The sequence below is a fragment of the Streptomyces sp. ML-6 genome, from assembly GCF_030116705.1.
Lineage (GTDB): Bacteria > Actinomycetota > Actinomycetes > Streptomycetales > Streptomycetaceae > Streptomyces.
Genome location: NZ_JAOTIK010000001.1, coordinates 7367808 through 7381249 on the forward strand (window position 1 = coordinate 7367808; position 13442 = coordinate 7381249).

At 72.8% G+C, this 13442-nt stretch carries 15 protein-coding genes; 3 read left to right on the plus strand and 12 right to left on the minus strand.

Annotated elements, in window-relative coordinates:
• Positions 1-52: 52 nt before the first annotated feature.
• Positions 53-1141, minus strand: coding sequence for an alpha/beta hydrolase-fold protein (locus OCT49_RS32325; protein ID WP_283855340.1), 1089 nt, complete (start codon positions 1139-1141; stop codon positions 53-55).
• A 165-nt stretch (positions 1142-1306) separates the two neighbouring features.
• Between OCT49_RS32325 and OCT49_RS32330 the strand changes: the two genes are divergently transcribed.
• Positions 1307-1516 (plus strand): MbtH family protein, encoded by a 210-nt coding sequence (locus tag OCT49_RS32330; protein WP_283856011.1) that lies wholly within the window; start codon positions 1307-1309, stop codon positions 1514-1516.
• 76 nt (positions 1517-1592) lie between these two features.
• On the opposite strand, the gene OCT49_RS32335 is transcribed toward OCT49_RS32330, so the two are convergent.
• Positions 1593-2327 carry a TioE family transcriptional regulator gene (locus tag OCT49_RS32335; RefSeq protein ID WP_283855341.1) on the minus strand — a complete coding sequence of 245 codons (735 nt, stop codon included), beginning with the start codon at positions 2325-2327 and terminating at the stop codon, positions 1593-1595.
• A gap of 58 nt (positions 2328-2385) precedes the next feature.
• Between OCT49_RS32335 and OCT49_RS32340 the strand changes: the two genes are divergently transcribed.
• Entirely contained in the window at positions 2386-3588 is a 1203-nt protein-coding gene (locus OCT49_RS32340) for an erythromycin esterase family protein (RefSeq protein ID WP_283855342.1), read from the plus strand.
• A 168-nt stretch (positions 3589-3756) separates the two neighbouring features.
• Here the strand turns inward: OCT49_RS32340 and OCT49_RS32345 are convergent, their stop codons facing one another.
• The 4 genes from OCT49_RS32345 to OCT49_RS32360 all read right to left on the minus strand — a co-directional run bounded on the left by OCT49_RS32345 (position 3757) and on the right by OCT49_RS32360 (position 5910).
• Entirely contained in the window at positions 3757-4116 is a 360-nt protein-coding gene (locus OCT49_RS32345) for a peptidoglycan-binding domain-containing protein (protein WP_283855343.1), read from the minus strand.
• 301 nt (positions 4117-4417) lie between these two features.
• Positions 4418-4804, minus strand: a complete 387-nt coding sequence (locus OCT49_RS32350; RefSeq protein WP_283855344.1) for a VOC family protein — start codon at positions 4802-4804, stop codon at positions 4418-4420.
• Entirely contained in the window at positions 4801-5094 is a 294-nt protein-coding gene (locus OCT49_RS32355; protein WP_283855345.1) for an ArsR/SmtB family transcription factor, read from the minus strand. The genes OCT49_RS32350 and OCT49_RS32355 overlap by 4 nt, the downstream gene beginning before the upstream one ends.
• Positions 5095-5229: 135 nt before the next feature.
• Positions 5230-5910 (minus strand): serine hydrolase domain-containing protein, encoded by a 681-nt coding sequence (locus OCT49_RS32360; RefSeq protein ID WP_502963438.1) that lies wholly within the window; start codon positions 5908-5910, stop codon positions 5230-5232.
• 420 nt (positions 5911-6330) lie between these two features.
• On the opposite strand from OCT49_RS32360, the gene OCT49_RS32365 reads away from it, so the two are divergent.
• Complete coding sequence (locus tag OCT49_RS32365; protein WP_283855346.1) at positions 6331-6891, plus strand: hypothetical protein; 561 nt, start codon at positions 6331-6333, stop codon at positions 6889-6891.
• Between the two features lie 27 nt (positions 6892-6918).
• Here OCT49_RS32365 and OCT49_RS32370 read toward each other — a convergent pair whose 3' ends face one another.
• From OCT49_RS32370 to gcvPA, 6 genes are all read right to left on the minus strand, one after another.
• Entirely contained in the window at positions 6919-7536 is a 618-nt protein-coding gene (locus OCT49_RS32370) for a hypothetical protein (protein ID WP_283855347.1), read from the minus strand.
• Positions 7537-7698: 162 nt separating this feature from the next.
• On the minus strand, positions 7699-8340 hold the full coding sequence (locus OCT49_RS32375; protein ID WP_283855348.1) for a GntR family transcriptional regulator: 642 nt from the start codon (positions 8338-8340) through the stop codon (positions 7699-7701).
• Positions 8341-8395: 55 nt separating this feature from the next.
• Positions 8396-9142 (minus strand): SDR family NAD(P)-dependent oxidoreductase, encoded by a 747-nt coding sequence (locus OCT49_RS32380; protein ID WP_283855349.1) that lies wholly within the window; start codon positions 9140-9142, stop codon positions 8396-8398.
• A 35-nt stretch (positions 9143-9177) separates the two neighbouring features.
• The gene (locus tag OCT49_RS32385) at positions 9178-10389 is read right to left on the minus strand and encodes an ATP-NAD kinase family protein (protein ID WP_283855350.1); all 1212 of its coding nucleotides are present in this window, start codon (positions 10387-10389) and stop codon (positions 9178-9180) included.
• Positions 10386-11984 carry an aminomethyl-transferring glycine dehydrogenase subunit GcvPB gene (gene gcvPB / locus OCT49_RS32390; RefSeq protein WP_283855351.1) on the minus strand — a complete coding sequence of 533 codons (1599 nt, stop codon included), beginning with the start codon at positions 11982-11984 and terminating at the stop codon, positions 10386-10388. The genes OCT49_RS32385 and gcvPB overlap by 4 nt, the downstream gene beginning before the upstream one ends.
• Positions 11981-13360: an aminomethyl-transferring glycine dehydrogenase subunit GcvPA gene (gcvPA, locus tag OCT49_RS32395; protein WP_283855352.1), complete on the minus strand. Its 1380-nt coding sequence runs from the start codon at positions 13358-13360 to the stop codon at positions 11981-11983. Before gcvPA ends, gcvPB begins: the two co-directional genes overlap by 4 nt.
• Positions 13361-13442: the final 82 nt, after the last annotated feature.

The window sequence follows — 13442 nt, forward strand, 5'->3', positions numbered from 1 at the left end:
GGGGCGGCGGGGCGGCCGGGGCGGTGCGTCCGGCCGCCCCGCCCCGGCCGGTTCAGGCCAGCGCCCAGGCGACATCCCTGAGCAGGGCATGCCGCCAGCCCGCCCGGTCGTGGTCCGAGGCCGACCGGGAGACCCGTACGGTCGCCCCGGCCCGTTCGGCCAGGGTCTCGGTCAGCTCGCAGTGGGGCAGCATCCGCGTCTCGTGCTCCCCCACGTCGAACGCGCACCGCAGCCCGGACAGATCGGGGCCCCGCCGCAGACGCGCGGCGACGGTGCCCCCGACCGGGCCGCCCAGGGGGTCCGCCAGGTCCATGGCGCCGGGCGTCCACCAGAAGGAGGCCGACTGGCAGGTGATACGGGAGACCAGGTCCGGGAACTCCAGCGCCGCGTACAGCGCGCTCAGCCCGCCCAGGCTCTGCCCGGCGACCACCAGCCGGTCCGGATCGGCCGGCACCCCGGACCGCGCGACCAGCGGCAGCAGTTCGTCCCGGACCGCCTCCCACAGCTCGGGCCGGCACCCGAACTCGGCCCGCCGGTCCCCGGCCGGGAGGAAGACCAGGGTGACGGGCGGCATGTCACCGGCGGCGGCAGCCGACTCGAAGGCGGTCATGGCCGGGTGCAGGTGCAGCCAGTCGTCCCCGTCGAGCAGCAGGACCACCGGACCGCCGCCGCCCACCGGATGGACGCGCACGGTGCGCCGCCCGCCGAGCCGTCCGCCGGCCCAGCGGATCCGGGTGCGGGGGAGGGGCAGGACGTCGTCGGCGCCGATCGGGGGCCAGTGCGGCTGGGCCGGGGCGTCCGGGGTCGCGGCGATGGACCGGTCGCCGCCGGCGCCGACCGGGTTGAACGGGTCGGCGTGCGCCGCGCCGTCCGCGAGGATCCGGTAGGTCACCCGCAGGCGCGCCGGCATGCGCACCAGGGCGTACCAGCAGTCCGTGGCGCCCCACCGGCGCAGGGGGACCGGTGGTGACCAGCTCTCGAACTCGATGACGGCCGGGGAGCCGCGCCACAGGAACAGGGTCGGCCAGTCACCGCCCTCGGCGGGCATCGGAACGGGCGTCCGCGCCGCCGCCCAGAACGCGTCGGTGCCCGGTTCGCCGGACGGCCCGAATGCGGCGAGGGCTTCCTCCGCCACGTGCATGAACGTCTCCTTGTGAGGGGGAGGGGGAGCGACTAGGCTCGGCATGCATTAGGTGAGCCTAACCTCATGCACCTTCTTCCCGGCGTGGGGCTCCGGTACGCCGACCTGATGGGCGGTCACCAGGGGTTCGCCGCCGACGTGTTCACCCCGAGGAGGAACCGCCGCATGAGCACCAACCCGTTCGACGACCCCGAAGGCCGCTTCCTGGTCCTGGTGAACGACGAGGGGCAGCACTCGCTCTGGCCGTCCTTCGCCGAGGTCCCCGGTGGATGGACGGTCGCCTTCGAGGAGAACACCCGGGAGGCGTGCCTGGAGTTCGTCGAGACCAACTGGACCGACCTGCGCCCCCGGTCCCTCGTGGCCGCCACCGACTGACCCCGCGCGACCGGTGAACGGGCGGCCGGGGCACGACGTCCGCCCGCGCACCGGCCCCCGGCTGGCGGCCGGGGTCTCAGCCGCGCTCGTGGAGGTACGCCTCCAGCTCGGCGGCCCCGGCCAGCATCGCCCGCCCGCGTGCGGCCACCCGGTCGTGCCAGTCGCGCAGGGTGGCCTCCAGGGGCTCCAGTCCGCCCGCCGACCGCACCCGGGCGATCAGCGGGGCAATCTGCTCCAACAGGTAGCCGCCCCGCCTGAGTTGATGCGCCATCAGGGCATCCCGTACGTCGGCCTCGTCGTAGACGCGGTACCCGGTCAGCGGATCGCGGCGCGGGTGCAGCAGCCCGGCGCGCTCCCACTTGCGCAGCGTCGCGGGCTGGATTCCGAGCCGCCCCGCCAGCGCCCCGACGAACATGCCGCCGGACCCGGGCGCCACCGTGCCGGGCCCGGGGGCGGGGGTGGACGCCAGGTCGCGCAGGGCGTTCTCCACCGCCCGGAGCGTGCGCCGGTCGTCGAGCAGTTGGGCATGGCTCTCGTCGATGAGGCGGAACGCCTCGTCGGCCTCGCCCCGGTTCACGGCCCGCATGATCGACGTCGCCGTCCGGTGGCCGTGGCCGGGCACCAGGGCGAGGAACGTGCGCAGGGCCCGCGCGTGCAACGGGGCGTAGGTGCGGTAACCGTGCGGTGTGCGGTCGGCGGCCGGAAGGATGCCGGCCTCCTCGTAGTTCCTGACGGCCTGTGTGGACAGACCGTGCCCCCGGGCCAGGTCGATCGGCCGAAGGCGTTCACGGCTTTGAAGCTTTCGTCCCATCGAACCGCCCACATCGCGTAAAAGTTTCAATCGAAGGTTCAACGATACCGTTCAGGGCATGGCAATCGACATCAAGGAAACCGTCCATGCCGTCGAGGCCGCCGCCGTCATGCGGCTGCTCCCGAACCGGCCCCGGATGCTCGCCCTGGGCGAGCCCACCCACGGCGAGGACACCCTCCTCGGCCTGCGCAACGAACTCTTCCGGCAGCTCGTCGAGCAGGAGGGCTACCGGACGATCACGGTCGAGAGCGACTGCGTGAGGGGCCTGGTCGTGGACGACTACGTCACCTCGGGCACGGGCACGCTCGACGAGGTCATGGAACACGGATTCAGCCACGGCTGGGGCGCCCACGCGGGCAACCGCGAACTCGTGCGCTGGATGCGTGCCCACAACGACGGCCGGCCCGCTTCCCAGCAGGTCCGCTTCGCCGGTTTCGACGGCCCGCTGGAGATCACCGCGGCCGAGAGCCCCCGGCGGACCCTCACTGCCCTCCACGACCACCTCTCGGCCAGGCTGGACGCGGACCTGCTCCCCTGCACCGCGGAAACCCTCGACCGTCTGCTCGGCCCCGACGACCGGTGGACCGAGCCCGCCGCGATGACGGACCCGTCGCGGTCCGTGGGACGGTCGGCCGATGCCGACCGGCTGCGGCTGATCGCCGACGACCTGGTGGCACTGCTCGACGCACAGGAACCGCACCTGATCGGGACGGTCCCGCAGGACGAAGGGGACCGGCTGCGGCTGTACGGGCGCACCGCGACCGGCCTGCTGCGCTACCACCACTGGATGGCCGACCCCTCACCGGCCCGCATGACCCGGCTGGTGGGCCTTCGGGACCAGATGATGGCCCACAACCTCCTCGCCCTCGCCGAGCGGGGCCCGGTGCTCGTCCACGCCCACAACTCCCACCTCCAGCGGGAGAAGAGCTCGATGCGGATGTGGCAGGGGCCGGTGGAGTGGTGGAGCGCCGGGGCGCTGGCGGGCGCCCGGCTCGGCGAGGAGTACGCCTTCGTGGCCACGGCCCTCGGCACGATCCGGCACCGGGGTGTGGACGCACCGCCGCCGGACACCCTCGAAGGGCTCCTGTACGCGCTGCCGGAGGACCGTTGTGTCGTCGACGCCCCACGACTGGCCGCCGCCCTCGACGGCACACCGCCAGCGCCCCGCGTTTCCCCCTGGTTCGGCTACGCCCCGTTCGACCCGGCCCACCTGGCGGACAGCGACGGCATCGTGTTCGTCAAGGACGTATCCCGGGGGTAGGGCCTGACGCCCGGGTCGCCGTGTTCGGCACGGGTGTTCCGGGCACGCCTTCCCCGGTGTTCCGCGCGCACTCCTCTCTGGGGTCCTTTGGCGCGTGCGGGAGGCGGGACGGAGCCGGGGCCCCGCCCGGACCGCTGTCGGGCGGGGCCCCGGTCGTCCGGCGAAGTCCTATCCCGGGTAGGGGTCGTAGCAGTCGAGGGCGGGGTGGTAGAGGACGTTCCAGGTCTTGGCGCCGACGATTCCGTCCTTGGTCAGGCCGTGGCACCCCTGGATCCACTTGATCTTGGCGCGTGTCTTGCTGCCGAAGGCGCCGTCGACGCCCAGTTTGGGCACGCCGCCCCAGATGTTCGACAGGCACTGGGCCTGTTTCACCGCCACTCCCGTATTGCCGTACTGAACGGTCGGGCGGTGGGTCGACGAGGTGTGGGCGCAGCCTCCGGGCGCGGCGCCGGCCGATGGTGCGCCGACTCCCAGCACTCCGGCGGCGAGTACAGCGGCACCCAGGACGGACATGATCCGGTTTTTCATGGCACCTTCCCCCACTCAAATGATCACGATGTGTGACATTTTGTGACTGTAAGGATGCGAAGGTTCTCTGTCGAGAACGCCGGGACGAAGTTCGGCCAGTGGTCCTGTCCCGCGTGCCGCCTGCCGGGCGGGAACGGCGGGGGCGGGCCGGTCCGATTGTTCGAATCCGGGTCCGGGGTGCGCCGTCGTGAGGCGGCGCGCCCCGGCTTCCCGCGCTTGCTTCCGACGCCAGTTCGGGAGTGGTCCGGCGGCGAGACTGGCCGGATGTGGACGGGGCCCCGCCGCCTCCACACGAGGAGCCCTACTCGCTGTGCACGATCTGGATCAGGTTGCCGCAGGTGTCGTCCAGGACCGCAGTGGTGACCGGTCCCATTTTCAGCGGTTCCTGGGTGAAGCGCACCCCGAGCCCGCGCAGCCGGTCGAACTCCGCCCGCACGTCGTCCACGGCGAAGGAGGCGGCCGGGATGCCGTCCGTCATCAGGGCCGTCTTGTACGGCTTCACGGCGGGGTGGCCGTCGGGCTCCAGCAGCAGTTCGGTCCCGTCGGGGTCCTCCGGCGAGACCACGGTCAGCCAGCGGTCCTCGCCCAGCGGGACCTCGTGCTTCTTCACGAAGCCCAGCACGTCGGTGTAGAAGCGCAGGGCCTTGTCCTGGTCGTCGACGAAGACGCTGGAAAGGTGGATCTTCACGGGGTGCTCTCCGGTGTGTCGGGCCCGAGCCACCGGGCCACGATGTGTTCGAGGGGTTCGGTGTTCAGGTCGTGGAACTTGTAGCGGCCCTGGCGACGGGAGAGGACCAGGCCCGCGGATTCGAGTACGGCCAGGTGCTGGCTGATCGCCTGACGGGACAGCCCCAGGCCGTGCTTGGTGACCAGCCGTGAGCAAATCTCGAACAGGGTCTGGCCGTTCCGCTCCGTCAGCTCGTCGAGGATGAGCCGGCGGGTGGGGTCGGCCAGGGCCTTGAAAACATCTTCCGCCATGACCGAACCATAGGCAAGCATCGACTTGCCTATCAAGTCGGACGGCTCCCGCCACCCGCCGGACCCGTCCCGGTGATCCACGCCCTCCTCCACGCCTCTCCCGCCCCTGGAGCCCTTCACGGGGGCACGCGCGCCTCAGACGGGCCGTCTCCCCGTGCTCGGTTCGCGGGTGAGCAGGTCGGCGACCCGGGCGGCCACCCGGCCCTCCTCGTCGCCGCGGACGGCCGTCGGATGGTGGGCGAGCACGAAGCGGCGCCGCTGGTCACGGGTGGAGAACACGGCGTTCTTGTAGCCGTACGTCTTGCCGGTCCTGCCCCAGAGGGCGACGCCGTTGACGGTGGCCCGTTGCAGCCCGGTGCTGTAGCGGGCGGGGGAGCCGTCCAGCATGCGCACCTCCTCGGGCGGCAGGGTGAACATCGGCTCCAGCCGCTCCGGCGGCAGCAGTTCGCCGGAGAACAGCGCGACGAGCACGTAGTTGATGCCGCGGTACTCCTGCCGGGTGCCCGGGGCGAACTTCAGCGGCCCGGGCGTCGCGGTCGCCACCCACTCCCGCGGCGTCCAGCGGTCGAAGCGGTGCCGGAGCACCTCCTGCACGGTCTTCGGCTCCGGGACGCCGACGTGGTCGGGCAGCCCACTGGTGTGGTTCAGCAGGTGTGCCACGGTGACGGGGGAGAACCGGGCCGGCAGCAGTCCCGGCAGGACGCCGCGTACCGGCGCGTCCAACGCGACCCGGCCCTCCGCCACGAGTTGCAGCACCACGGTGGCGACGAAAACCTTGGTGCTGCTGCCGATCCGGATCCTGTCGCGCGTACCCACCGGTCGCCCTGTCCTGATGTCGGCCACGCCCGAGGCGCCGTACCAGCGCCCGGCCGTCCCGCCCACGCGTAACTGGGCCGCGGTCGACGGCGGGTGTCCCAGGTCGCCGCTCGCAGGGCGGCCGGGTCCAGCGGCGGAAGCGGCGCGGGCGCGGCGGCGAGGCCGCGCCCGGGGAGTGCCGCAGTGACGGCCACCGCCCCGGCCCCCGCCAGGGCGGTGCCCACAAAACCCCTTCGTGACATGTGCGTTGTGTTCATGCCGTCACGTTGTCAGCGGGCGGACGCCCGGGCATCGGGGGCCATCCCGGACCGGCCCCCGACCACGACCCCGGACCGGCCCCGCCCCGTCGAGTGCCCGTCCCGCACGGCAGTGGCGGTGGCAACGGCACGACGGCTTCCGGTGGTTGGTAGCGTGAGCGCCGTGACAGAGCTGGAAGAAATAGTCCTGACCCCCGACGAGCGGGCCCGGGGGGTTCAGGCCGGCAGCGTGTTGTTCGTGATGGACTGGACCGGTGAGGACCACCCGGGGCAGCTGGCGGAGTTCGTGGCCGGTCGGGTACGGGCCTTCGGGGCGGACCCGGCGGACGTGGAAACGAGTGCCGTCCAGCGGGCGGCCGAGGCCGACCCGGCCCTGCGCCGGGGCGACGTCCCGGTCCGCCAGCTCGATCATCTGGCCGGTGTGCTGGCACATCTCGGCTGCACGCTCGTGGTGCTGGACAGCGGCACCGACGCCTACGAGGTGATGGTCGCGCTGACCGACGGGCACGAGCCGGCCGGGCTGACGCACCAGGGCGTCCCGGTACGGGCCTGGGGCTCGGAACCCGAGCAGACCCTGATCAGCCTGAACTGCCCGGACTGCGCGCAGATGCTGGTCTGGGAACTTCCGGCGGACCAGAGCCTGGCCGGTGAACACTGCGACTGCGGAGCCGCGTTGTTCGACGCCGCGGGCCACCCGCTGCCTGGCGTCACCCTCCACGACTGAGCCGCTCGACGCCCGGCCCGCTGCCGCTCATCGTCGCCCGGCGCGGCCCGCCCGGGCGAGACGGGCGGCGGCGCGGCGGCGCCAGTTCGACGTCCACCAGAAGGCGCCGAAGAACAGGACGAGGCCGGGAAGCAGGAGGACAGGACTGGCCACGTTGCTCTCCGGCCGGGCCCATGCCCTGATGCCGGTCCCGGTCATCAGGAAGCCCGCGGCGACGCACAGGCCGATCAGGTAGCCCTCGACCCGCATCGGTACGGGCACGTCCCTGGGCCTGATGCGCGCCCTGCCGGAGTCGACCGGCCGGAGCGCTTCGGCCTCGTCACGGCCGCCGGAACCCTTCCCGGGCGACCCCGCGGACCCGGCGGGCCGTGCCTCGGGGTTCCGCCCCGGGGGGTCCTCGTGGGGGATTCCGGCGAACCTGGTGGTGAACACGGCGTCCGGGACGACGAGGACGACATTCTGCCCCGTCGGCGCGGAGCGCAGCTGTTGAAGTGCCTCCTCGGTGTGCGGCGAGCCGAGCGCGGCGATGTGGTGGGCGAGCGCCTGTCTGGCCGCCGCCTCGGTGGGGTAGTCCTCACCGGTGCTCAGAGGCGCGGAGGACGGGTTGTCGTCGCTGTAGTGTGCCCAGGTCCATTCGGTGTCCACGGCCGTCAACCTATCCGCACCTCCCGGCCGGCGCGAGGGAGTTGCGGCGGCGAGGGCCCCCTCGGGGCCGGTTCGGCGGGTGAGGTGCAGCGGGCCGGGTTCCGGTGTTCCCGGCCCGCCGTCGCCGTGTTCATGCTGCGACGGCGGGCCCGCCGCCCGCGGTCAGTCCTTCAGATGCTCCAGGATGCGGTGCATCCCGCTGTTCCAGTTCTCCTTGAGCGCCGCGACGGCCGCGTCGAGGTCGCCGCGCTGCAGGCACTCGGCGATCCGCTCGTGCTCCACCGCCGAACGTTCCAGGATGTCCTGGTCGCCCAGCGCCACCCGCTCGTAGCGGTGCATCGTCACCTTCAGGGAGGCGATCAGCTTCATCAGGCGGTCGTTCGTGCAGCCGGACAGGAGCAGGTCGTGCCACGCGTCGTCATAACGCTCTATGACGTCGTGCGGCGCCTGCGGGGCCGAGAAGGCGCGTGCCTCCTCCAGGAGGCGGGGGGCGATCTCCGCCAGGTGCCCGGGATCGCTGGACTCCAGGGCGAGCGCCTCCAGCGTCGCGACGATCGCGGACAGGTCGCGGAACTCCTGTGCGCTGAGCGGCGTGAAGCGGAAGCCCTTGCCGCGCTCGCTGGTGATGACGCCCTCGCGCTCCAACGTGATCAGCGCCTCGCGCAGCGGTGTGCGGCTGACGCCGAGTTCGGTGGCGAGCTGCCCCTCGTTGATCGGTGAGTTGGTCGCGATCGTGCCGCGCCCGAGGCGCTTGATCAGTTCCTCCTTGACCTGTTCGCGCAGCGGGCGGTTTTCGATTGGCATGTGAGGCTGCCCTCCCTTCGGTCCGGTCGATTATCCGCTATCCGCTCCCGGCGGATCACGCGGTACCGGCGCCGTCGACCGGGATGATCGCCCCGCTCAGGAACGCCGAGGCGTCGGAGGCGAGGAACGCCACGGTCCGGGCGATGTCGCGGGGCTGCCCGATCCGGCCGAGCGGCCGGTCGGCTGCCTCGGCGTAGAACGCGTCGGAGCTCTCGCCGAGCTGGCGGGCCTCCTCGGCGAGCATCCCGGTCGCCGTGTCACCGGGGCAGACGCAGTTGACGCGGATGTTGTCGGGGCCGTGATCGATGGCCATGGCGCGGGTCATGTTGACGACGGCACCCTTCGACGCGCAGTACGAGACGGCCCGGCCCCCGCCACGGATGCCCCACCCGGAACCGGTGTTGATGATGGAGCCGCCGCCCCGGGCCACCATCCCGGGGATCACGAGACGGCTCATCAGCATCACCGAGCGGATGTTCACGGCCATCACCAGGTCCCAGTCGTCCTCGGTGATCTCGCAGACCGTGGAGCGACGGATGATGCCGGCGTTGTTGAAGAGGACGTCCACCCCGCCGAACCGCTCCTGCGCCGTGTGCACCACGGCCTCGCAGTCCTCGCGTCGTGACACGTCGCAGCGCACGAAGACCCCGCCGGTGTCCTTCGCGGTGCGTTCGCCGCCGTCCGCGTCGATGTCGGCGATCACCACACGGGCGCCGAGCTCCGCGAGGACCTGGGCGGTGGCACGGCCGATCCCGGCTCCGCCACCGGTCACGAGGGCGCGCTTGCCGTCGAGGGAGATCATCCTGGGCTCCTTCTGGAAGAGGGGAGAGGGGTGGGTCATCCGGTCAGGCGGTACAGCGAGGTGCGCCGCCTGCCGGTGATGACGGGGAGGTGGCCGGACAACTCCGCGTCGAGCGCGTCGTCGCCGGTGTCGAGGAGGAGCGGACGGCCGCCGAGCGCGGCCAGTTTCTGTTCCGTGCACAGCACGAGCAGGCGCTCGCGACCGCCCGCCGCGCGCAGGACGCGCGGCGAGATCTGCTGGTTGCCGCGGCCGAGGAGGAAACCCTGGCCGCCGATGGGGGAGAGGGCGATCCAGGCGGGGCCGGCCGAGAGGAGGGCGGCCTCGCCCGCGTCGCGCTCCACGACGCACGGTGGGCGGTCCGGCCGCAGGCGGAGCACGTCGACCCCGGCCGGGGAGACATCCGCGCCGAGCGCCGCCGCGACCGCCCGGGTGGTGGTGCCCGGGCCGAGCACGAGCAGCCCGTCCCCGACCCGGTCGGCGACCTCGGCCGCGATGCCGCCGACCGCTTCGGGCCCGGGGACGGTGCTGCCGGTCTTGCGCTGCTGCACCCGGACCGGTACGTCGGGGACCGGCAGCCAGCCGAACAGCCGTGAGGTGACCCGGCCCTCGCCCAGGGCGTCCTCGTCCCGGTCCATCACCTCGGCGTCCCGCAGCCGGACGGCGCCTTCGCGGGCGAGCCACGCCGCCGCGACCTCACCGGCGGCGCGCGGGCCGACGGCGAAGACCGCCGAGTGCATCTTCACCCCCGTCGGCACGCCGAGGACCGGGCAGGCGGCCCCGCCGAGGGCGCCGAGCACGTCCCGCGCGGTGCCGTCGCCGCCCGCGAAGAGCAGGAGGTCCACGCCCTCGGCGACGACGGCCCGCACCGCGGCGTCGGTGTCCGCGGCCGAGGTGTCCCGCCCGGCCCCGGCGGCGTACACGACCCGCCCCGCGAGCCCCGCGGCGGCCACGGAGTCGGCGCCCAGGAGACCGGCGGCGGTGACGACGAGGAGCCCGGCACCCGGCGTTCCGGACCGCGCACCGTCGGGACCGGCCGGGGCGAAGGCCACGCCGCCCGACTCCTTCCCCGCCGACCACCCCGAACGCGCCGCCAGTTCACTCAGGGCGGCGGTGGCCCGGAGCCCCGCCGAGGGGAGCGCGCCCAGCGAGCGCGCCAGGCGGAGCCGGTCCGGGCCGTCGGTGCCGCCCAGGCCCACCCGGCCGCCGAGACCGGCGACCGGGTTGACCACCAGGCCGACCCTCCTCACCGCTCGGCTTCGCCGAGCACCTTGCGGCGGTAGGCGCGCCAGGAGACCGCCCAGACCGCCGGGTCGTCCAGGGCCTCCGGGCGGACCCGGTGGATGGTCGAGCGGTGTGGCGCCGTACGGACGGTCTCGGGGTCCTCGTACGCCTCCCGGGCGACCTCCGAGAGGATCGCCGCGTACTCGTCGAGGTCGGCGCGGGTGTAGGACTCGGTCGGCTCCAGCGTCATGGGCTCCGGAACGACGTACGGGTGGTGGCTGGTCCAGTAGTGCGTGCCGAAGTCCGCGGCGCGCAGACCGAGGTCCTCGGAGTGCAGGCCGGTGTCCTCGTGGAGCTTCTCCCAGCTGTAGCGGACCTGTTCGACGCGCGGGCGTCCCGCCGCGTAGGGGACCGAGACGCCCGGGATCTGCCGCACCTTGTGGAGCAGGTAGTTGTTGTTGAGGACGGCCGTCTCCGCGGCGGCCCGCAGGCCCGGTGCGCCGAGCGACATGATCCAGGCGTACGCGCGGACCAGGTTCGGCACGACCCCGTGGAACGGCCGCATCTTGCCGACCGACTCGGGCCGGTCGTCGTCCAGCCGGTACCTGCCCGTCCCCGGGTCCGGCTCGACCGTCGGGCGCGGCAGGTACGGGGCGAGTTCCTCGGTGACCGCGCACGCGCCCGCCGCCGGGCCGCCGCACGCGTGCGGCGTCGAGAACGTCTTGTGCAGATTGAAGTGGCACAGGTCGAAACCCGCGTCCCGGGCCCGGGTGATGCCGAGGATGCCGTTCGCGTTGGCCTGGTCGTACGAGCACAGACCGCCCGCCTCGTGCACGATCCGCACGAACTCCTCGATGCGCGGGTTGTAGATGCCCGTGTCCTCGGGGTTGGTGATGAGGAGCGCCGCCGTGCGCGGACCGGCCGCCGCCCGCAGCGCCTCGATGTCCGGGTAGCCGTCCGCGTCCGGGTGGAGCGTGATGACCTTGAAACCCGCCGTCTTCGCGCAGGCCGCGTTCGACGGGTGGGAGAAGATCGTCGTGATGATCTCGTCGCGCTGCTCCAGCTCGCCGCGCGCGGCGAAGTACGCGCGGATCATCGCCACGTTGGTGTAGATCGCGGCGGACCCGGCGCCCGGCTGGAGCGAGACCCGGTCCATGCCGGAGATCTCCTTCAGGAGCTGTTCCAGGCCGTGGATGATCCCGAGGACGCCCTGGACCGTGTCCTCGTCCTGGAGCGGGTGCAGCGCCGCGATCCGCGGGTCGCGGGCGAACTGGTCGTTGACCTTGGGGCTGTACTTCATGGTGCAGGTGCCCTGGCCGACGTCGATGTTGAGGTCGGCGCCCAGATTCTCCTGCGACAGGCGCAGGTAGTGCCGCAGGACCTGCTGCTGGGACATCTCCGGCAGGGCGGGCGGTTCGGCCCGGCGCAGGACCGCGGGCACCTCGGCCGCCGGGACGGACGGGTCCGGGGCCGGTACGAGGACGCCGCGCTCACCCGGCGAGCCGAGCTCGAAGATCAGCTCCTCGTCCCAGGACGCCTGCCGGAAACGGCGCAGGCGCGGCTTGCCGGCGATGCGTGCCCGATCGGGGGAGACGGACGCGGGAGTGTGCGGGGCGGTCACTTGACGATCTCCTCCAGGGTCGCGGCGAGCCGGTCGATGTCGGCCTTGGTGTGGACTTCGGTGACGCAGTACGCGGCCTCGTGCTCGCCGGTCGGCACACCGCCGAAGATGCCCCGCTCCTTCAGGGCGGCACGGATCCCGGCGGCGGTCCTGCCGCCCGTGTAGCGGACGGTGAAGTCGGCGAAGTGCAGGGCGTCGCCGTACGGGACCTCGATGCCGGGCACCTCGGCGAGACGGCCGCGGGCGTACGCGGTGAGCGCGAGGATCGTGTCACCGATCTCCCGCATGCCCTGCGGTCCCATCAGCGCGAGGTAGACCCCGGCGCCGATGCCGTGCAGCGCGGCGGCCGTGCCGACCCACTCCTTGCCCTCCTCGCGCAGCGCGAACGAGGTCCGTTCGTAGGCGACGTCACCGAAGCCGTACTCGCCCTCGACGGCGGTCGGCACCAGGCCGAACAGCCGCGAGGGGTACTCGGCGACCAGCCGCTCCTCGTCCCGGGTGGCGATGAAGCCCGCGTTGCCGCCGCCGAAGCTCTGGTGGACGCCGAGCGGCTGGATGTCGCCGCAGGTGATGTCGGCGCCGTGCGCGGAGGGCGGGGCGAGCGCGCCGAGCGCGATCGGGTTGCAGCCCACGACGAACAACGCCCCTGCCCCGTGCGCGAGTTCGGCGAGCCGGGGGAGCGCCTCGTCGACGATGCCGAGCGCGGAGGGCATGTCCGCGTACACCGCCGCCGTGTCACCGGCGGCCAGCTCCCCGCGCACCGCGGCGAGATCGGCGCAACCGGTGTCCGGATCGACCGGGACCACCACCACGTCGTGGTCGGGGCGCACGTAGTCGCACACCCGGGAGAGCTTGTCGGCGTCGATCGCGGTGGCGACGAGCAAACGGCGGCGGCCGGTGATCCGGCCGGCCATGCGCAGGGCGGTTCCCGCGGCCTGGAAGCCGTCGTACACCGGGACGTTGACGACCTCGACGTCGAGCAGCTCGGCCATCATCGACTGGTACTCCCACAACGCCTGGAAGCGGCCGTGGTCCTCGTAGGGCTCGCCCGCGTACGCCGTGAGGAACTCACTGCGGTTGACCACCTCGTCCACGACCGCCGGCACGTGGTGCTGGTAACAGCCGGAGCCGAGGAAGCTGAGCACCTGCCGGGTGGAGGTGTTGTGGGCGAGCAACTCCTCCATGTGGCGGGTGAGTTCGGCTTCCGAACGCAGCGGGGCCGGGAGGTCGAGGGGGCGGTGCAGCCGGATGCCGTCCGGGATGTCGGCGTAGAAGTCCTCGACGCTCGCCGCGCCGATCTCCGCGAGCATCGCCTGCCGCACGGCCGGGACCGCGTTGGGGATGTAGGGATGGACGAAGTCCTGGGGTGACGTCATGCCGCGCCTTTCGCGTGAGCCGGCCCGGCGGGACCGGTCGTGAACCACAACAACGAAAGTCTTTGGATGTACACCTCTTGAC